We start from the raw sequence: 16,942 nt of genomic DNA on the forward strand, positions 1-16,942 counted from the left end.
GTCAGTGCCGGCCGCCTTCCAGATAAGCGGCGCGGATTTCGGGGCGCTGCAGCAATTCGGCGCCGCTGCCGGCCAGCGTGATCAGGCCGTTGACCATGACATAGCCGCGATGGGCCAGCTTGAGGGCGTGGTTGGCGTTCTGCTCGACGATCAGCACGGTCAGGCCGTCCTGCCGGTTCAGCGTGCGGATGGCGTCGAAAATCTGCCGCGCGATCAGCGGGGCGAGCCCCAGCGAGGGTTCATCGAGCAGGAGCAGGCGAGGGCGGCTCATCAAGGCGCGGCCGATGGCCAGCATCTGCTGCTCGCCGCCGGACAGGGTTCCGCCGCGCTGGGCGAAACGTTCCTTCAGGCGGGGAAACAGGGCGAACACGCGCTCGAGCGTGCTCTCCCGTTCCGCCGGCGTGCTCTCGGTGACGTCGGCCCCCATCTGGAGGTTCTCGGCGACGCTCATGCGCGGGAAGATGCGGCGGCCTTCGGGCGACTGCGCGATGCGCAAATGGGCGATCTCATGGGTCGGGACGGCCGTGATGTCCTTGCCCTCGTACAGGATCTGCCCGGCGCGTGCGCGCGGCTTGCCGAAGATGGTCATCATCAGCGTCGACTTGCCGGCGCCGTTGGCGCCGATCAGCGCCACGATCTCGCCGGAATTGATGTCGACGTCGACGCCCTTCAAGGCCTCGATCTTGCCGTAAGCCGCGCGCAGGCCCCGGATCGCGAGCAGGGGGGATGCCGCCGTCACGATCCGCTCTCCATGACGGCCATGGCCTCTTCCTCGTCGGCGCCGAGATAGGCGGCGATCACCTTGGGATCGTCGCGCACCTCGCGCGGCGTACCTTGTGCGATCTTCACGCCGTGATCCATCACCACGATGTGGTCGGAGATCTCCATCACCACCGACATGTCATGCTCGATCAGGAGGATCGACGTTCCCAGGTCGTTGCGGATCGAAAGCAGGAGCTCGTTCAACGCGGCGCTCTCTCGCGCGTTGAGGCCGGCAGCCGGTTCGTCGAGGCACAGCAGTGCGGGCTCGGTGCACATCGCGCGCGCGATCTCGAGGCGGCGCTGATCGCCATAGGCGAGATTGCCGGCGGCGTCGTCGGCGCGGTCCAGCAGGTTGACCCGCTTCAGCCAGTCGGAGGCGAGATCAATCGCGCGCTTTTCTGCGTCGCGATAGGCAGGCGCGCCGACAAGGCCGAGCAAGGTGAAGCCCGAGGCGCGCATCAGCATGTTGTGCTGCGCCACCATCAGGTTTTCGAGCACGGTCATCCCGGGAAACAGGCGGATGTTCTGGAACGTGCGCGCGACCTTGGCCTGCTTGGCGATACGGAAGTCGTTGAGCCGCTGGAGCGCGATTTCCTTGCCGTCATCGTGGGTGAGGCGGATGGCGCCGCCGGTCGGCTTGTAGAAGCCGGTGATGCAGTTGAACACCGTGGTCTTGCCGGCGCCGTTCGGCCCGATCAGCGCGGTGATCTTCTTCCGCTCGGCGGCGAACGAGAGATCCTGCACGGCGACGATGCCGCCGAAGCGCATCGTCAGCCGGTCGACGCTGAGGATCTTGTCGCCGCTCATCCGTGTCCTTCCTTGACGAGGTCGGAGGAGATGGCCTGCGCCTTCTTCAGATAAACGGTCGGCGCGCGATGGCCGACCAGGCCGCGTGGCCGCCAGATCATGATCAGCACCATGGCCCAGCCGAACACCAGCATACGATAGGTCTCGAGGCCGCGGAACAGCTCGAAGCCGCCGATCATCGCCAGCGCGGCGAGCGCGACGCCCAGCTGCGAGCCCATGCCGCCGAGCACGACGATGGCGAGCACCAGCGCCGATTCCTGGAAGGTAAAGGATTCCGGGCTGATGAAGCCCTGGCGGGTGGCGAAGAACGCACCGGCGAAGCCGCCGAACATGGCGCCGGTCGCAAATGCCGTGAGCTTGGTCGTCGTGGTGTTGATGCCGAGCGCGCGGCAGGCGACCTCGTCCTCGCGCAAGGCTTCCCAGGCACGCCCGATCGGCAGCCGGCGCAGGCGGATCGTCGCCCAATTGGTGAGCAGCGCCAGCGCCAGGATCAGATAAAACAGGAAGACGATACGGTGGGTCGCCGAGTACTCGATGCCGAGCTTGGCGGCCAGCCCATCGTCAGTGTTGCTCAGCGGAATGCCGAACAGGGTCGGACGCGGAATACCGGATACGCCGTTCGGTCCGCCGGTCAGATCCTGCCAGTTGATCAGGACGAGGCGGATGATCTCGCCGAAGGCGAGCGTCACGATGGCGAGGTAGTCGCCGCGCAGGCGCAGCACGGGGAACCCGAGCAGCACGCCCCAGAATGCGGCGAGGATGCCGGCGAGCGGCAGGCAAATCCAGAACGACCAGCCGAAATTGGTGGCGAGCAGCGCGTAGGAATAGGCGCCGACGGCATAGAACGCGACGTAGCCGAGATCGAGCAGGCCGGCGAGCCCGACCACAACGTTGAGGCCCCAGCCGAGCATCACATAAGTGAGCACGAGAATGGCGAGGTCGAGGATGTAGCGCTGGTTATAGAAGATCACGGGCACCAGCAGCGTGAAGATCAGCAGCGCGGGCGCAAGGTAGCGGCCGACCAGCGACACGCCCTTCTGCAACGCTGGCGGCACCAGCTGCTCGGTGCCGGCCGGGCCGATCCATTGCCTGAGCAGCTCGATCACGATCGAGCCGCCGAACACCGCGGCGACGAGGGAGGCGAGCTCGCCGAATCGCGTCCAATAGGTGAGCTGGCCGTCGGAGCCCGCCTCGGTGCGGACGCCCACCATCAGCGAGAACAGCACCAGCGCGATCACTGCGTTGATGAAGGCGGTCTTGAGGAGAGCGGGGATGCCCGTTGCAGGTTTGGTCGTGTGGGTGGAGGGAGCTGTCACGCGCGTCAGACTTTTTCGACTTCGGGACGGCCGAGCAGGCCGGTCGGCATGAAGATCAGCACGACGATCAGGATCGAGAACGCCGCAACGTCCTTGTACTCGACCGAGAAATAGGCCGACCAGAACGTCTCGATCAGGCCGATCGCAAGGCCGCCGAGCATGGCGCCGGGCAGCGAGCCGATGCCGCCGAGCACCGCGGCGGTGAAGGCCTTGATCCCGGCGACGAAGCCCATGAAGAAGTCGACCAGGCCGTAATAGAGCAGGTACATCAGACCCGCAACGGCGGCGAGCGCCGCGCCGATCACGAAGGTCATGGAGATGGTGCGGTCGACGTTGACGCCGAGCAGCGCTGCCATGGTCTGATCCTGCTCGCAGGCGCGCATGTCGCGCCCGAGCCGGGTGTTCGACACCAGCCAGGTGAAGATCGCCAGCAGCACGATGGTGGTGATGACGACGATGATCTGGATGTTGGAAAGCTGGATGACGAAGCCGTCCGCGCTTTCATGCAGCGTATAGCCGCCGGTGATGACCGGCGGGATCGGCTTGACCCGGGCGCCTTGCGCCACTTGCGAATAATTCGTCAGCACGAAAGACATGCCGATGGCCGACAGCATCGGGGCGAGGCGGAAGGAATGGCGCAGCGGCCGGTAGGCGATGCGCTCGATGGTCCAGCCATAGAGCGCGGTGATCGCCATCGAGACCAGCAGCACCACGAGCAGGATCAGGGGAATGGCCGTGAGGCCGAGCGAGATCAGGATCAGGAAGGTGATGAGGGCGATGAAGCCGCCGATCATGAAGACGTCGCCATGGGCGAAGTTGATCATGCCGACGATGCCGTAGACCATCGTGTAGCCGATCGCGATCAGGCCGTAGATCGAGCCGAGCACGAGGCCGTTGATGAGCTGCTGGGCGAAATAATCCATAAGCTGCCGTACCCAAACTTGACGCGGCTCAAAGGGAGCTCTTGCAGAGAGTTCTTGGGCCCCGGCAGCCCTTGAGCATTTGGGTTTTGTAACAGGAGGGAACTGGCGGCTGCAACTGGCCCGGTCTCCACCTTAAGGCTTGTACAGAGATCATTTCGGCGCCGGGTTCCCTGGGTCCTGCGAGGAACCCGGTTCCCGAGGCAACCAAAGTGGATGCCGGCCGTTGTCTCCCCTCTGACGTCCAACAAGGGAGTTTCCCCGAATGACGAAGCAGCAGAACCAGAATCCGGGTCAGCAGAGTCAGAATCCCGGCCAGCGCAACCCGCAGCAGGGTGGTGGCCAGAAACCCGGACAGCAGCAGCAGGACCCGCGCCAGGGCGATCGCCCGGGCCAGCAGCAGGGCGGCCAGCGCGATCAGGAATAGCGAGTTTGGGAGCCCGGCAGTGAGGAGAGGTCCCGCCGCAAGGCGGGGCCTTTTTTCTTTGCGGAAGAGTCATTCCGCGTCTGGTGCTGCGCACCACCCCGGAATGACGCCGCGCGAGAGGGCAGTTAAGGTAAACAAAGGGTTTAAATTGCCGCCACAGTCTGATGCGAGTTAGCTCCGGCATGGCCGCCGCCTTCCATCGAAGGCTCGGCAAATCAGGCGGGAAGCGGCATGTTCAGGAATTGGCGGATCGGCTCGGTCAACGGCGCGCTGCTGGCGACCTATTTCATTCCCGTCTGGAGCCTCATAGCCTTCAGCATCATCGTCGCGCCCGTGCGCGGCCTCTACGAGCGGCCGAGCGTCGCGGTGGCGCTGTACCTGAGCGACCATCTGCAGATGGCGGGCATGGACACGGTGCGTGCCGCCTGGCTGCTGGCGCTCGGAAGGCTGACCGTGGTGGCGTTCTTTGCAATCTACCTCGTGCTGCTCTGTATTCCCCGCACCCGTAAGGGCGGCGGCAGTGACGAGGCGCTCGGGATTGCGCTGGCGATCGGCAGCCTGATCTCCTTTGCCAGCATGGTGATGGCCTCGAAGGTCGGCGAGCTGGCCGCGCTTCGGCTCCACGCCACCGAGCTCCTGATGCTGCTCGGTGCCGCGGTCGTGGTCGTGATCGAGAAGCCGGACGCAGCGGCGAAGACGGTCGAGGCCGCTGCGCCGCCGAATCTTCAGCCTCTAGGTCTTGAGCAGGCCGAGCTCCTGCACAATCGCTGAGGCTTCCTTGACGGCGTGGTTCGCCGCCGGCACGCCGCAATAGATCGCCTGCTGCAGCAGGATCTCCTTGATGTCATCGGGCGTGAAGCCGCCCTCGGCCAGTGCCGCACGCACGTGCAGGCGGAATTCGTCCCATTGCCCGAGCGCGACCATGGTGCCGATCACCAGCACCCGCCGCGTGCGCTCGTCGAAATGCGGCCGCGTCCAGATCTCGCCCCAGGCGTAGCGGGTGATCAGGTCCTGGAAGTCGGTGTTGAAGGCATTGCGGTTCGCGATCGACTTGTCGACCCAGGCATTGCCCAGCACCTTGCGGCGCACATTCATGCCGGCATCGCGGCGCTTCTGGTCGTCCATTCCATCCTCCTCTTTCGTCATTGCGAGCGCAGCGAAGCAATCCAGACATGTGTCCGCGGAGACGGACTGGATTGCTTCGTCGCTACGCTCCTCGCAATGACGGTTGTTGCTAGCGCTGCGTCAGGAACCCCACCACCGCATCCGTGAACGCATGCGGCTGCTCGACGTTCGAAATGTGCGCGGCGTCGATGATCGTCATGCTGGCGCCGGGAATGCTGGAGCGGATCAATTCGGCCGCCGAGATCGGCGTCGCCACGTCGTGGCGGCCGGCGATCACCAGCGTCGGGCTCTTGATTTTCGGCAGCAGCGCGCGCTGGTCGAGCGTCGACAGCGCCTCGCAGCAGGCGAGATAGCCCTCGACAGGCGAGGCGAGCAGCATCGACTTCATCTTCGCGGTGATCGCAGGCTCGCGCTCGCGGAAATCCTGGGTGAGCCAGCCCGCGATCACGGTATCGGCGACGGCGGCGATGCCTCCCTCCTTTACCGCCTTGATGCGGTTGTGCCAGTTTGTTGGATCGGGATAGTAGCAGGACGTGTTGGCGAGGATCAGCTTGCCGAACCTTTCGGGCGCATTGGCGCCGAGCCATTGCCCGACCATGCCGCCCATCGACAGGCCGCACCAATGCACCTTCTCGATGTTGAGGTCGTCGAGGATCGCGAGCACGTCGCGGCCGAACCGCTCCATCGTGTAGGGGCCAGGCGGGACGTTCGACTTGCCGTGGCCGCGGCGATCGTAGCGGATGACACGGAACACCTGCGTCAGCGCCTTCATCTGCGGCTCCCACATCTGCAGCGTGCAGCCGAGCGAGTTCGACAGCATCAAGGTCGGCCCGCCGTCGCGGCCCTCGACGGAGACGTTGAGCAGGCATCCGTCGGCATCGATCATGGGCATGCGGCGTCTCCGTTCTTAATCTTGATCGAGGTTGTCGAGCAGCCGGTCGATCAGCGCCTGTGACGTCCCTTGATAGGCCATCGGCTCGAACAATGCCGCAATTTTTTCCGGCGAAAGGTGCGCGATGACTTGCGAATCGGCCGACAGCACCTCGCGCAGATGCTTCTTCTCGGCGACGGCACGCTTGCTCGCGGCCTCGACGAGATGATGCGCGTTGCTCTTGCCGATGGCTTCGGCGAGCGCGAAGGTGACGGCCTCGGCCATGATCAAGCCATGCGTCGCATCGAGATTGCTGCGCATGCGCGCCGCATCGACCTCGAGACCCTCGGCGATGTCGACGACGGCCGCCAACGCGCCTGATGTGACCAGCATCAATTGCGGCAGCGTCGGCCATTCCGCGTGCCAGGGACCGGCACTGCGTTCGTGGTCCTGCACCTGGGCGGCGAAGATCGTCGCGGCGAGCTGCGGGGCCATGGTGGCAGCGCCCAGCGCGCTTGCGGCGGCGACCGGGTTGCGCTTGTGCGGCATGGTCGAGGAGCCGCCGCGGCCTTCGCCGGCGGGCTCGAACGCTTCGGCGACGTCGGTCTGCATCAGCAGCGAGACGTCGCGCGCGATCTTGCCGCAGCTGCCGGCGAGAATGGCAAAGCAGGATGCGGCCTCGGCGATGCGGTCGCGATGGGTATGCCAGGGCGCCTCGGGCAGCGGCAGGTCGAGCTCCTGCGCCAGCCGTTCGGCCACCGCGAGCCCGTTATCGCCGAGCGCAGCGAGCGTGCCGGCGGCGCCGCCGAATTGCAGCGCGAGGCCCTCGCGGGAGAGCCGCCGCAGGCGGCAGCGGGCGCGGGCAAGGCTCGAGGCGTATTCGGCGGCCTTCAGCCCGAACGGCATCGGCAGCGCATGCTGGAGCCAGGTCCGCGCCACCATCGGGGTGTTGCGATGGCTGCGCGCCAGCGCGGCAAAGCCCTTGATGGCACGGCTGAGGTCGGCATCCAGCGCCGCGATGCCGGCGCGAAGCATCAGCATGGTCGCGGTGTCGATGACGTCCTGGCTGGTCGCGCCCCAATGCACGTAGCGCGCGGCCTCCGCGTCATTCTTGCCAACATTGGCGGTCAGCATCTTGACCATGGGAATCGCGAGATTGCCCGACCGCGTCGCGGCCTCGGCCAGTGCGGCCATGTCGAAGCCATCGGCCTTGCACGCCGCCTCGATTGGTCCGATGGCGGATGCGGGAATCACCGCACTGGCCGCCTCGGCCCGTGCCAAGGCTGCCTCGAAATCGAGCATGTTCTGCAAGGTCGACCGATCGTCGCAGACCACGCGCATGGCGGCGCTCGACAGCATCGGTGCGAGCAGGGGGGAGATGGATGTGCTCATGTTGCGCGCGACCTAATCATCATGGCCCGGCCGTGCCAATCCCCCACCGCCCGCACACGTCATTTTGCAGTTGCGAATATGCATTGCACGTGACCGGGCGCCGGCCTTTTCTTTGCCGCGCCGCTGCGTTACTTGATCAGCACTATAGTTACGCGATCCGGGAGGCACCCTCATGGCCATGACGATGAACGGCGAAGTCCAGCTTGCAGCGCCGCGCGAGGCCGTGTGGGCCAAGCTCAACGATCCCGAGGTGCTGAAGGCCTGCATCCCCGGCTGCGAGGAGCTGGAGAAGACCGACGACGGCGGCTTCCGCGCGACGGCGAAGATGAAGGTCGGGCCGGTGTCGGCGCGCTTCAAGGGCAAGGTCACGCTGTCCGATCTCGACCCGCCGAACGGCTACAAGATCTCCGGCGAGGGCGAGGGCGGGGTGGCCGGATTCGCCAAGGGCGGCGCGACCGTCAAGCTCGCCGAGAAGGACGGCGGCACGCTGCTCTCCTACGACGTCGAGGCGCAGATCGGCGGCAAGTTGGCGCAGCTCGGCCAGCGCCTCATCAACGGCGCCGCCAAGAAGCTTGCCGATGAGTTTTTCGCGAACTTCGCCAAGGCCGTACAGGGCTGAAGGTCCAATACCTTTAGGGTAGCGCCTTCGGCATGGCGCCTTGCGCCCGGGGCGATGTTGCCCCGGGGCATAATGGCCCATATGATGGGTTGGAATAATTATAAGAACCGCTTCGACGGGACCCGTCGGGGTGCTGACAGAGAGTGCTTATGGCAAAAATCTCCCTCATCGTGAACGGCAATCCAGTCACCGCCAATGTCGATCCCCGCACGCTCCTGGTGCAATTCCTGCGCGAGAATCTGCGGCTGACCGGCACCCATGTCGGCTGCGACACCTCGCAGTGCGGCGCCTGCGTCGTGCATCTCGACGGCAAGGCCGTGAAGTCCTGCACCACGCTTGCGGTGATGGCCGATGGCCACGAGGTCAAGACGATCGAGGGGCTGGCTGCGGACGGCGCGCCGCTGCATCCGATGCAGGAGGCCTTCCGCGAGCACCATGGCCTGCAGTGCGGCTTCTGCACGCCCGGCATGATCATGACCGCGATCGACATCGTGCACCGCAAGGGCCACGAGCTCGACGACCACACCATTCGCGAGGAGCTCGAAGGCAATCTCTGCCGCTGCACGGGCTACCAGAACATCGTCGCCTCGATCTCCGCCGGCGCGAAGGCGATGGCCAAATCCGACCTCGCGTAACGCGCCTCCCGCGATCAGGACATACAGATGTACGAATTCAAATATCATCGCCCTGGGACCGTTCGCCAGGCGGCCAACCTCCTGGTGAAGAACGAGGACGCCAAGGTGATCGCCGGCGGCCACACGCTGATTCCCGTCATGAAGCAGCGCCTCGCCAGTCCCCCGCATCTGGTCGACCTCTCCCACATCGAGGGGCTCAATGCGATCGAGATGAAGGGCCGCTCGCTCGTGATCGGCGCCACCGCCAAGCATGCCGAGGTCGCGACCTCCGCCATCGTCGGTGAAGCCATTCCGGCGCTGGCGAACCTTGCCGGCGGCATTGGCGATCCCGCCGTGCGTCACAAGGGCACGATCGGCGGCTCGCTCGCGAACAACGATCCGACTGCCGATTATCCGGCCGCGGTGCTCGCGCTCGGGGCCACCATCGTCACCAACAAGCGCCGCCTCAAGGCGGAAGAGTTCTTCCAGGGCCTGTTCACGACCGGGCTCGAAGCGGATGAGATCATCACCAAGGTGATGTTCCCGCTGCCGAAGAAGGCCGCCTATGTCAAGTTCCGCAACCAGGCCTCGCGCTATGCGCTTGTCGGGGTGTTCGTGGCGCGGCGTCCTTCGGACGTGCGCGTTGCCGTCACCGGTGCGGGCTCCGAAGGCGTGTTCCGCGTCACCGCATTCGAGGAAGCCTTGAAGAAGCGCTTCGCCTCGAAGGCGCTGGAGGGCATCGCGGTACCGGCCGAAGGCCTCAACAGCGACATCCACGGCAGCGCCGAATACCGCGCGCATCTCATCGGCGTGCTGACGCGGCGCGCCGTCGATGCCGCCAATGCCAAGGAATGAGCTGACCTCATTCCTCGGTCCAGACCTGTCCCCGGTGAGGGCGAAGCGAGACTGGCTTTTTCATGACTTCAGCGGCTACTTCTTCCGGTGCTTTGCCGGCATCGGTCGATGCGATGCTCGAACTCCTGACGTCGCGCGGCTATCTCGCTGAGCGCTCGCTGGCGACGGTGACGTATCTGTCGCTGCGTATGGGCCGACCGCTGTTCCTGGAAGGTGAGGCCGGCGTCGGCAAGACCGAGATCGCTAAGGTGCTCTCGGCGGCGCTGGGGCGGAAGCTGATCCGCCTGCAGTGCTATGAAGGCCTCGACGTCTCCTCCGCGGTGTATGAGTGGAACAGCGCGTCGCAGATGATCGCGATCCGGATGGCGGAAGCCGCGGGCGACACTGATCGCGATCAGCTTTCGAGCGATATCTTCGCCGACCGCTACATGATCAAGCGGCCGCTGCTCCAGGCGCTGGAGCCTGATGTCGCCGGTCCGCCGGTGCTGCTGATCGACGAGCTCGACCGTGCCGACGAGGCGTTCGAAGCCTACCTGCTCGAAATCCTCAGTGACTTCCAGGTGACCATCCCTGAGTTCGGCACCGTGAAGGCGCCGCATCCGCCGATCGTCATCATCACCTCCAACCGTACCCGCGAGATCCACGACGCGCTGAAGCGGCGCTGCCTCTATCACTGGGTCGACTATCCCGCTGCCGAGCGCGAGCTCGCGATCGTCAAGACACGTGTGCCCGGAATCTCCGCCAAGCTGTCGCAGCAGGTCGTGCGCTTCGTGCAGGCATTGCGCAACCAGGACTTCTACAAGTCGCCGGGCGTTGCCGAGACCATCGACTGGGCCACCGCGCTGTCGGAGCTCGATGCCCGCTCGCTGACCCCGCAAGTGGTCGGCGACACGCTGGGCGCGCTGCTCAAGTACCAGGACGACATCACCCGCATGCAGGGCGACACGCTGCAGAAGGTGCTGAAGGACGCGACGAGCGAGAATTGATCTCGCGCGTCATTCCGGGGCGCGCGTTAGCGCGAACCCGGAATCCATCGGGCCGCAGAGTTGGTGGATGAATGGATTCCGGGCTCGATGCTGCGCATCGCCCCGGAATGACGACCGAGGGTGCTGAACCAATGGCCATCAACCACCTTGCCCCCGAAAAGACCGAGCAATTCGCCGACAACATCGTGGGCTTCGCACGCGCGCTGCGTGCGGCCGGCCTGCCGGTCGGGCCGGGCGCTGTCATCGATGCCATGAGCGCGCTGCAGGTGATCGACATCGGCAGCCGATCCGACGTCTTCACCACGCTGGAGGCGATCTTCGTCAAGCGCCATGAGCATGCGCTGATCTTCAAGCAGGCTTTCAACCTGTTCTTCCGCGCCTCGGAAGAATGGAAGCACATGCTGGATTCGGTGCCGCTGCCGGACGAGGCCAAGAAGAAGCCCCAGGCCGGCGCCCGCCGCGTCCAGGAGGCGATGGCGCAGCCTCGCATGACCGAGACGCCGCAGCACCAGGAGCAGGATCTGCGCCTGTCGGTCTCCGACAAGGAGATCCTGCAGAAGAAGGATTTTGCGCAGATGAGCGCGGCGGAGATTGCCGAGGCGCTCCGTGCCATCGAGCGGATGCACCTGCCGCAGGCCGAGCTCCTGACGCGCCGGCGCCGGCCCGATGCGCGCGGCCTGCGCCTCGACCTCCGCCGCACGCTGCGCGCCTCCTTGCGCACCGGCGGTGACATCATCGACATTCATCGCCTCGGACGGATCGAGAAGCCGGCGCCGATCGTGGCACTGCTCGACATCTCGGGCTCGATGAGCGAATACACCCGCCTGTTCCTGCATTTCCTGCATGCCATCACGGATGCCCGCAAGCGCGTCTCGGTGTTCCTGTTCGGCACGCGCCTCACCAATGTCAGCCGCGCGCTGCGCCAGCGCGACCCGGACGAGGCGCTGGCGAGCTGCTCGGCCTCGGTCGAGGACTGGGCCGGCGGCACCCGTATCTCGGCCTCGCTGCACAACTTCAACAAATTGTGGGCGCGCCGGGTGCTGAGCCAGGGCGCCATCGTGCTCCTGATCTCCGACGGGCTGGAGCGGGAGGCCGATTCCAAGCTCGCCTTCGAGATGGACCGGCTGCACCGGTCCTGCCGGCGGCTGATCTGGCTGAACCCGCTGCTGCGGTTTGGCGGCTTCGAGGCCAAGGCGCAGGGCATCAAAATGATGCTCCCCCACGTTGACGAATTCCGCCCGGTACATAATTTGAGTTCGATCCAGGAGCTGATCACGACGCTCTCCCAGCCGCTGCCGCCGCATCACCGCAGCCTGATCCGCTCCGCAGCTTGAGAGGCCAGCCATGCTCGATCGCGACGAGGACATCCTGAAGGCGGCGGAGGACTGGCAGAAGGCCGGCCGTGGCGTCGCACTGGCGACGGTGGTGGAAACCTGGGGCTCGGCGCCGCGCCCGGCGGGCTCGAGCCTCGTTATCAACGACGAAGGCACGTTCTTGGGGTCCGTCTCCGGCGGCTGCGTCGAGGGCGCGGTGGTTACGGAGGCCATGGATGTGATCCAGAGCGGCAAGCCGAAGATGCTGGAGTTCGGCGTCGCCGACGAGACCGCCTGGAACGTTGGGCTGTCCTGCGGCGGCACCATCCGCGTCTTCGTCGAGAAGGTCGGTTAGCCGTGAAGCTCGACATCCTGCACGAACTCAATGCCGAACGCGCCGCGCGCCGGCCGGTCATCCTGGTGACGGACACCGAGAGCGGCGAGCAGCGGCTGGTGAAGGCGAAGGATTTCGCCGGGGATCCGCTGCGCGCCGAGCTGGAGAAGCAGCTTCGCATGGGCAAGAGCGCCAGTGTCGAGGCCGGCGGCAAGAAGCTGTTTCTCAACGTCTACGCCCCGACGGCAAAGCTCGTCATCATCGGCGCGGTCCATATCAGCCAGGCGCTCGCGCCGCTGGCGCGCTCGCTCGGCTATGACGTCACCGTGGTCGATCCGCGCACGGCCTTTGCGAGCCCCGAGCGCTTTCCCGACATTCCGTTGATCGCCGAATGGCCTGATACTGCGCTGCCGCCGCTCAATGTCGATGCCTACACCGCGTTCGTGGCGGTGACGCACGATCCCAAGATCGACGACCCCGCGCTGCTGCACGCCTTCGAGCGCAACTGCTTCTATATCGGCGCGCTCGGCTCGCGAAAGACGCATGCCAAGCGTGGCGACCGGTTGCGGGCGCAAGGCGCCAAGGAAAGCGACATCGCGCGCATCCACGCGCCCATTGGGCTAGCGATCGGCGCGGTCTCGCCGTCCGAGATCGCGGTGGCGATCATGGCCGAGATCACGGCCGTGCTTCGGCTGCCTCCCAAGGAAAAAGAAGAAGCGGCATGAAGTTCGGCCCGGCGAGCCCCAGGGATGCGATTGGCGGGGTGACCGTCCACACCCTGCGCCAGGGATCGCTGGTGCTGAAGAAGGGTACGACGATCGGACCTGCCGAGGTCGAGGCGCTGGAGCGCGCCGGCATCAAGGACATCGTCGTGGTGCGCATGGAGGCGGGCGACGTCTCCGAGGACGTTGCCGCCGCCAGCATCGCGCTCGCCATCGGCGGCGAGGGCATCCATGTCGAGCGCGCTTTCACCGGCCGTGCCAATCTGTTCGCCGCGCGAGCGGGCGTGCTGGTGATCGATCGCGCCGCGGTCGACCGCATCAACAACATCGACGAAGCCATCACCTTTGCCACGCTCGCCGCCTACAAGCCGGTGGTCGAGGGCGAGATGGTCGGAACCGTCAAGATCATCCCGTTCGGCGTCGAGGCGAGTTTGCGCGATGCCGCGGTGAAGGCGGCGGGCAAGGACGTGCTGAAGGTCGCGCCTTACGTGATCAAGCGCGTCGGCGTGGTCTCGACGCTGCTGCCGGGCCTGTCCACCAAGGTGATCGACAAGACGCTGCGCGTCACTGCCGAACGGCTGGCGCCAGCCGGCGCCAGCATCATCGCCGAGCGCCGGGTCCCGCACGAGGAGCAGGCGCTGTCGGCCGCGATCAAGGAATTGCTCGGCCTCGGCGCCGAGCTCGTGATCGTGTTCGGTGCATCCGCGATCGCTGACCGCCGCGACGTGATTCCGGCGGCCGTCACCGGAATCGGCGGCGAGATCGAGCATTTCGGCATGCCGGTCGACCCCGGAAATCTCCTGCTGATCGCCCGCGCCGGCGAGGTGCCGGTGCTGGGCGCGCCGGGCTGCGCGCGCTCGCCGGTCGAGAACGGTTTTGACTGGGTCTTAATGCGGCTTCTCGCCGGCATCAAGGTGACCCGCTCCGAGCTGATGGGCATGGGCGTCGGCGGCCTCTTGATGGAGATCGTGACGCGGCCGCAGCCGCGCGCCAAGCCGGAGACCGAGGGCAACAGCCAGGTCGCGGCCATCGTGCTCGCGGCGGGCCGCTCGACCCGGATGGGCGGGCCGAACAAGCTGCTCGCCGAGCTCGACGGCAAGAAGCTGGTGCGCCTCGCGACCGAGCAGGCGCTGGCCTCTAGGGCATCCGAGGTGATCGTCGTCACCGGCCATCAGGCCGAGCTCGTCGAGCAGGCGCTGCAAGGCCTGAAGGTGACATTCGTCCGCAATCCGGACTTCGCCGGCGGCATCGCCAGTTCGGTGAAGGCCGGCATCGCCGCCGTTCCCGAGACCTGCGATGGCACCGTCGTGTGTCTCGGTGACATGCCGCTGATCGACGCCGGCCTGATCGACAGGCTGATCGACAGTTTCGCGCCCGACCGCGGCAATCTCATCGTCGTTCCCGTCAGCGATGGCCGCCGCGGCAACCCCGTGCTGTGGTCGCGCCGCTTCTTCAAGGAGCTGATGACGCTCGACGGCGACGTCGGCGCGCGGCATCTGATCGCCAAGCACACCGAGGCGGTCGCCGAAGTGCCCGTGGACGGCGAGAGCGCCTTCCTCGACATCGACACGCCGCAGGCGCTGGAGGCGGCACGGCGGGGCTGAAGGTGCGTAGGGCAGATTAGCCGAAGGCGTAATCCGCCGCTGTGTTTCTCCGCGGAAACAAAAGAGGCGGATTACGCTTCGCTAATCCGCCCTACGGGACTACGGCATCCTGCAAGCCTGCCGATTTCAACCCCCCGTTCACCATCTGGAAACGACCGCCGCTTAGAGTTGCCGCCACCTGCCTTGGGGGGAGGGGTTTTTCCATGGCTTCGAACGTCGTCGCGCGCCGTTGCGCGATGTTTTTCCTTGCGCTGTCCGTCTTTGCATCCGGCGCGCGCCATACGACAGAAGCCGAGGCCGCCGGCGCCATCGCGGTCGGCAAATGCGGCGCTTATGGCCAGGCCTATGATTATGGCCACGAGCACGAGGCCCGCGCCGCCGCGCAGAAGCAGTGCAAGGGCGATTGCACCACCATGACAATGAAGCGCGCCTGCGCTGCGATGTCGGTCGATATGACGAATCCCTGCGGCGCCTACGGCTATGCCGTCAAGCCGAACATTTCCGCCTCGCTCAACGCCGCCACGCGTGAATGCTACAAATACGGCGGCAAGGAATGCGTGATCCGCGCCTGGGCCTGCGACGCGAAAGGGTGATTTTCTCTTGCTGTCGTGATCGGGCGTTGCGTAGCATCGCCTCGGGAATGACGGTGGAAGGCATACATGCAGTTCGACACCAAGATCGCGGTCGTGATCCGTACCGATCTTCAAGCCTGGCAGAAGCTGAACGTAGCCTCCTTCCTCACCAGCGGCATCGCCGCGGCCTTTCCGGAATGCATCGGCGAAGCCTATGAGGACGCCTCGGGCACGAAGTATCATGCACTGATCGGCCAACCGATCCTGATCTATGGCGCCGACGGTCCGGCGCTGTCGCGCGCGCTGGACCGCGCGCTCGCCCGCAACGTCAAGGCGGCGGTCTATACCGAAGACATGTTCAAGACGACACATGATGCCGCCAACCGCGAGGCGGTGAGGGCGGTTGCGCGTAGCGACCTCAATCTCGTCGGTATTGCGATGCGCGCCGAGCGGAAGGTGATCGACAAGATCGTCGACGGTCTCAAGTTCCATAGCTGACAGATCGAGAGCATCGCGCGGCGTCATCGGGGTGTCATGATGGACCCGCCCTTGCGCAAACATTGTGCTTTTTGACTCTCCTCAAGGGTGCGCCGGGCGGCGTCGCTATTCTGCTTCACAAAGCACAAGGAGCAGACCGATGCCGACCATGAAAGCCGCAATCGTCAAGCAATTCTGCAAGCCGCTGGTGATCGAGGACGTGCCGGTGCCGCAGCCCGGTCCGGGCGAGGTTCTGGTCAAGGTCAAGGCCTGCGGCGTCTGTCACACCGATCTGCATGCCGCCTCCGGCGATTGGCCGGTGAAGCCGGTGCCGCCCTTCATCCCCGGCCATGAAGCCGCCGGCATCGTCGCCGCGCTCGGGCCCGGCGTGAAGAATCTGAAAGTTGGCGATGCCGTCGGCGTCGCCTGGCTGCACGACGCCTGCATGTCGTGCGAATATTGCGAGACCGGCTGGGAGACGCTGTGCGAGCACCAGCACAACACCGGCTACAGCGTCAACGGCGGCTTCGCCGAATATGTCATCGCCTCGGCCGCCTTCGCCGCCAAGCTGCCGGCGACGATCGATTTCGCGGCCATCGCACCGATCCTCTGCGCCGGGGTCACCACCTACAAGGGATTGAAGGAAACCGAGGCGAAGCCCGGTGAGTGGGTCGTGATCTCCGGAATCGGCGGGCTCGGCCATGTCGCGATCCAGTATGCCAAGGCGATGGGGCTCAAGGTCGCCGCGGTTGATATCGCCGAGGACAAGTTGGAGCTGGCGCGTGAAACCGGTGCCGATCTCGCGGTCAACGCGCTGGCGGATGGTGCAGTGGAGAAGGTGCTGACGGCGACCGGGGGAGGCGCGCATGGCGTGCTGGTGACGGCGGTGTCGACTGCTGCATTCGCTCAGGCGCTCAAGATGGTGCGCCGCAAGGGCACCGTCAGCCTCGTCGGCCTGCCGCCGGGCGAATTCCCGACACCGATCTTCGACGTCGTGCTCAAGCGCATCACCGTGCGCGGCTCATCGTCGGCACCCGCCGCGACCTCGACGAAGCCATCGCGTTTGCCGCCGACGGCAAGGTCAAGGCCGAGGTGACGAAAGTGCCGCTCGCAGCGATCAACGAGGTCTTCGACCGGATGAAGGCCGGCAAGATCGACGGTCGCATGGTGCTGGATTTTGGCTAAAGCGTTTTCGAGCGAAGTGGACACCGGTTCGCGTTAAGAAA

Annotated in this window: 19 protein-coding genes and 1 pseudogene; 13 read left to right on the plus strand and 7 right to left on the minus strand. The window is 65.6% G+C overall.

What is annotated here, in order from left to right; translation table 11 throughout:
- Position 1: 1 nt before the first annotated feature.
- Genes I6F33_RS11985 through I6F33_RS12000 form a run of 4 tightly spaced genes read right to left on the minus strand, consistent with a single transcriptional unit; the run spans position 2 to position 3,808 of the window.
- A complete protein-coding gene (locus I6F33_RS11985; protein WP_025037253.1) occupies positions 2–739 on the minus strand; it encodes an ABC transporter ATP-binding protein in 738 nt (245 codons plus the stop codon).
- The gene (locus I6F33_RS11990; RefSeq protein WP_036012867.1) at positions 736–1,569 is read right to left on the minus strand and encodes an ABC transporter ATP-binding protein; all 834 of its coding nucleotides are present in this window, start codon (positions 1,567–1,569) and stop codon (positions 736–738) included. The genes I6F33_RS11985 and I6F33_RS11990 overlap by 4 nt, the downstream gene beginning before the upstream one ends.
- The gene (livM, locus tag I6F33_RS11995) at positions 1,566–2,885 is read right to left on the minus strand and encodes a high-affinity branched-chain amino acid ABC transporter permease LivM (RefSeq protein ID WP_225142609.1); all 1,320 of its coding nucleotides are present in this window, start codon (positions 2,883–2,885) and stop codon (positions 1,566–1,568) included. The genes I6F33_RS11990 and livM overlap by 4 nt, the downstream gene beginning before the upstream one ends.
- A 5-nt stretch (positions 2,886–2,890) precedes the next feature.
- The gene (locus I6F33_RS12000; RefSeq protein WP_057029507.1) at positions 2,891–3,808 is read right to left on the minus strand and encodes a branched-chain amino acid ABC transporter permease; all 918 of its coding nucleotides are present in this window, start codon (positions 3,806–3,808) and stop codon (positions 2,891–2,893) included.
- Between the two features lie 262 nt (positions 3,809–4,070).
- Between I6F33_RS12000 and I6F33_RS12005 the strand changes: the two genes are divergently transcribed.
- Complete coding sequence (locus tag I6F33_RS12005) at positions 4,071–4,232, plus strand: hypothetical protein (protein WP_167361691.1); 162 nt, start codon at positions 4,071–4,073, stop codon at positions 4,230–4,232.
- Between the two features lie 231 nt (positions 4,233–4,463).
- Positions 4,464–5,003 carry a hypothetical protein gene (locus I6F33_RS12010; protein ID WP_225142610.1) on the plus strand — a complete coding sequence of 180 codons (540 nt, stop codon included), beginning with the start codon at positions 4,464–4,466 and terminating at the stop codon, positions 5,001–5,003.
- Here the strand turns inward: I6F33_RS12010 and I6F33_RS12015 are convergent.
- The 3 genes from I6F33_RS12015 to I6F33_RS12025 form a co-directional block, all read right to left on the minus strand.
- Positions 4,965–5,357, minus strand: coding sequence for a carboxymuconolactone decarboxylase family protein (locus I6F33_RS12015; protein WP_024340834.1), 393 nt, complete (start codon positions 5,355–5,357; stop codon positions 4,965–4,967). The two genes, I6F33_RS12010 and I6F33_RS12015, sit on opposite strands and share 39 nt — an antisense overlap.
- Before the next feature lie 109 nt (positions 5,358–5,466).
- Positions 5,467–6,249: a 3-oxoadipate enol-lactonase gene (gene pcaD, locus I6F33_RS12020; protein WP_036012854.1), complete on the minus strand. Its 783-nt coding sequence runs from the start codon at positions 6,247–6,249 to the stop codon at positions 5,467–5,469.
- Between the two features lie 15 nt (positions 6,250–6,264).
- The gene (locus tag I6F33_RS12025) at positions 6,265–7,620 is read right to left on the minus strand and encodes a 3-carboxy-cis,cis-muconate cycloisomerase (RefSeq protein ID WP_225142613.1); all 1,356 of its coding nucleotides are present in this window, start codon (positions 7,618–7,620) and stop codon (positions 6,265–6,267) included.
- Positions 7,621–7,792: 172 nt separating this feature from the next.
- Between I6F33_RS12025 and I6F33_RS12030 the strand changes: the two genes are divergently transcribed.
- The 11 genes and pseudogenes from I6F33_RS12030 to adhP all read left to right on the plus strand — a co-directional run bounded on the left by I6F33_RS12030 (position 7,793) and on the right by adhP (position 16,901).
- A complete protein-coding gene (locus tag I6F33_RS12030) occupies positions 7,793–8,239 on the plus strand; it encodes a carbon monoxide dehydrogenase subunit G (RefSeq protein WP_036043583.1) in 447 nt (148 codons plus the stop codon).
- A 149-nt stretch (positions 8,240–8,388) separates the two neighbouring features.
- Positions 8,389–8,874 carry a (2Fe-2S)-binding protein gene (locus I6F33_RS12035; protein ID WP_014494194.1) on the plus strand — a complete coding sequence of 162 codons (486 nt, stop codon included), beginning with the start codon at positions 8,389–8,391 and terminating at the stop codon, positions 8,872–8,874.
- A 27-nt stretch (positions 8,875–8,901) separates the two neighbouring features.
- Entirely contained in the window at positions 8,902–9,708 is an 807-nt protein-coding gene (locus I6F33_RS12040) for a xanthine dehydrogenase family protein subunit M (protein WP_225142615.1), read from the plus strand.
- A 62-nt stretch (positions 9,709–9,770) separates the two neighbouring features.
- A complete protein-coding gene (locus I6F33_RS12045; protein WP_036027789.1) occupies positions 9,771–10,694 on the plus strand; it encodes a MoxR family ATPase in 924 nt (307 codons plus the stop codon).
- 131 nt (positions 10,695–10,825) lie between these two features.
- Positions 10,826–12,028 (plus strand): VWA domain-containing protein, encoded by a 1,203-nt coding sequence (locus I6F33_RS12050; protein ID WP_225142618.1) that lies wholly within the window; start codon positions 10,826–10,828, stop codon positions 12,026–12,028.
- Between the two features lie 10 nt (positions 12,029–12,038).
- A complete protein-coding gene (locus tag I6F33_RS12055; RefSeq protein WP_025037240.1) occupies positions 12,039–12,362 on the plus strand; it encodes an XdhC family protein in 324 nt (107 codons plus the stop codon).
- Between the two features lie 2 nt (positions 12,363–12,364).
- Positions 12,365–13,066, plus strand: coding sequence for an XdhC family protein (locus I6F33_RS12060; protein WP_225142621.1), 702 nt, complete (start codon positions 12,365–12,367; stop codon positions 13,064–13,066).
- A complete protein-coding gene (locus tag I6F33_RS12065; RefSeq protein WP_225142623.1) occupies positions 13,063–14,667 on the plus strand; it encodes an NTP transferase domain-containing protein in 1,605 nt (534 codons plus the stop codon). Before I6F33_RS12060 ends, I6F33_RS12065 begins: the two co-directional genes overlap by 4 nt.
- A 203-nt stretch (positions 14,668–14,870) precedes the next feature.
- Positions 14,871–15,260, plus strand: coding sequence for a DUF4189 domain-containing protein (locus I6F33_RS12070; protein ID WP_109143260.1), 390 nt, complete (start codon positions 14,871–14,873; stop codon positions 15,258–15,260).
- A 66-nt stretch (positions 15,261–15,326) separates the two neighbouring features.
- Positions 15,327–15,737 carry a DUF2000 family protein gene (locus tag I6F33_RS12075; RefSeq protein WP_057029516.1) on the plus strand — a complete coding sequence of 137 codons (411 nt, stop codon included), beginning with the start codon at positions 15,327–15,329 and terminating at the stop codon, positions 15,735–15,737.
- A gap of 139 nt (positions 15,738–15,876) precedes the next feature.
- Positions 15,877–16,901, plus strand: a pseudogene (adhP, locus tag I6F33_RS12080) (alcohol dehydrogenase AdhP).
- The last annotated feature ends 41 nt before the right edge of the window (positions 16,902–16,942 follow it).

It is taken from the genome of Bradyrhizobium sp. BRP20, from assembly GCF_020194215.1.
GTDB lineage: Bacteria > Pseudomonadota > Alphaproteobacteria > Rhizobiales > Xanthobacteraceae > Bradyrhizobium > Bradyrhizobium yuanmingense.

Bases quoted from the DNA above. Each gene is read 5' to 3' on its own strand.
- I6F33_RS12035 (WP_014494194.1), top strand. From the start codon at position 8,389: ATGGCAAAAATCTCCCTCATCGTGAACGGCAATCCAGTCACCGCCAAT.
- I6F33_RS12040 (WP_225142615.1), top strand. From the start codon at position 8,902: ATGTACGAATTCAAATATCATCGCCCTGGGACCGTTCGCCAGGCGGCC.
- I6F33_RS12015 (WP_024340834.1), bottom strand. From the start codon at position 5,357: ATGGACGACCAGAAGCGCCGCGATGCCGGCATGAATGTGCGCCGCAAG.
- I6F33_RS12025 (WP_225142613.1), bottom strand. From the start codon at position 7,620: ATGAGCACATCCATCTCCCCCCTGCTCGCACCGATGCTGTCGAGCGCC.
- I6F33_RS12050 (WP_225142618.1), top strand. From the start codon at position 10,826: ATGGCCATCAACCACCTTGCCCCCGAAAAGACCGAGCAATTCGCCGAC.
- I6F33_RS12030 (WP_036043583.1), top strand. From the start codon at position 7,793: ATGGCCATGACGATGAACGGCGAAGTCCAGCTTGCAGCGCCGCGCGAG.
- I6F33_RS12065 (WP_225142623.1), top strand. From the start codon at position 13,063: ATGAAGTTCGGCCCGGCGAGCCCCAGGGATGCGATTGGCGGGGTGACC.
- I6F33_RS12070 (WP_109143260.1), top strand. From the start codon at position 14,871: ATGGCTTCGAACGTCGTCGCGCGCCGTTGCGCGATGTTTTTCCTTGCG.
- I6F33_RS11990 (WP_036012867.1), bottom strand. From the start codon at position 1,569: ATGAGCGGCGACAAGATCCTCAGCGTCGACCGGCTGACGATGCGCTTC.
- I6F33_RS12055 (WP_025037240.1), top strand. From the start codon at position 12,039: ATGCTCGATCGCGACGAGGACATCCTGAAGGCGGCGGAGGACTGGCAG.
- I6F33_RS12075 (WP_057029516.1), top strand. From the start codon at position 15,327: ATGCAGTTCGACACCAAGATCGCGGTCGTGATCCGTACCGATCTTCAA.
- I6F33_RS12010 (WP_225142610.1), top strand. From the start codon at position 4,464: ATGTTCAGGAATTGGCGGATCGGCTCGGTCAACGGCGCGCTGCTGGCG.
- I6F33_RS12000 (WP_057029507.1), bottom strand. From the start codon at position 3,808: ATGGATTATTTCGCCCAGCAGCTCATCAACGGCCTCGTGCTCGGCTCG.
- I6F33_RS12005 (WP_167361691.1), top strand. From the start codon at position 4,071: ATGACGAAGCAGCAGAACCAGAATCCGGGTCAGCAGAGTCAGAATCCC.
- I6F33_RS12045 (WP_036027789.1), top strand. From the start codon at position 9,771: ATGACTTCAGCGGCTACTTCTTCCGGTGCTTTGCCGGCATCGGTCGAT.
- pcaD (WP_036012854.1), bottom strand. From the start codon at position 6,249: ATGCCCATGATCGATGCCGACGGATGCCTGCTCAACGTCTCCGTCGAG.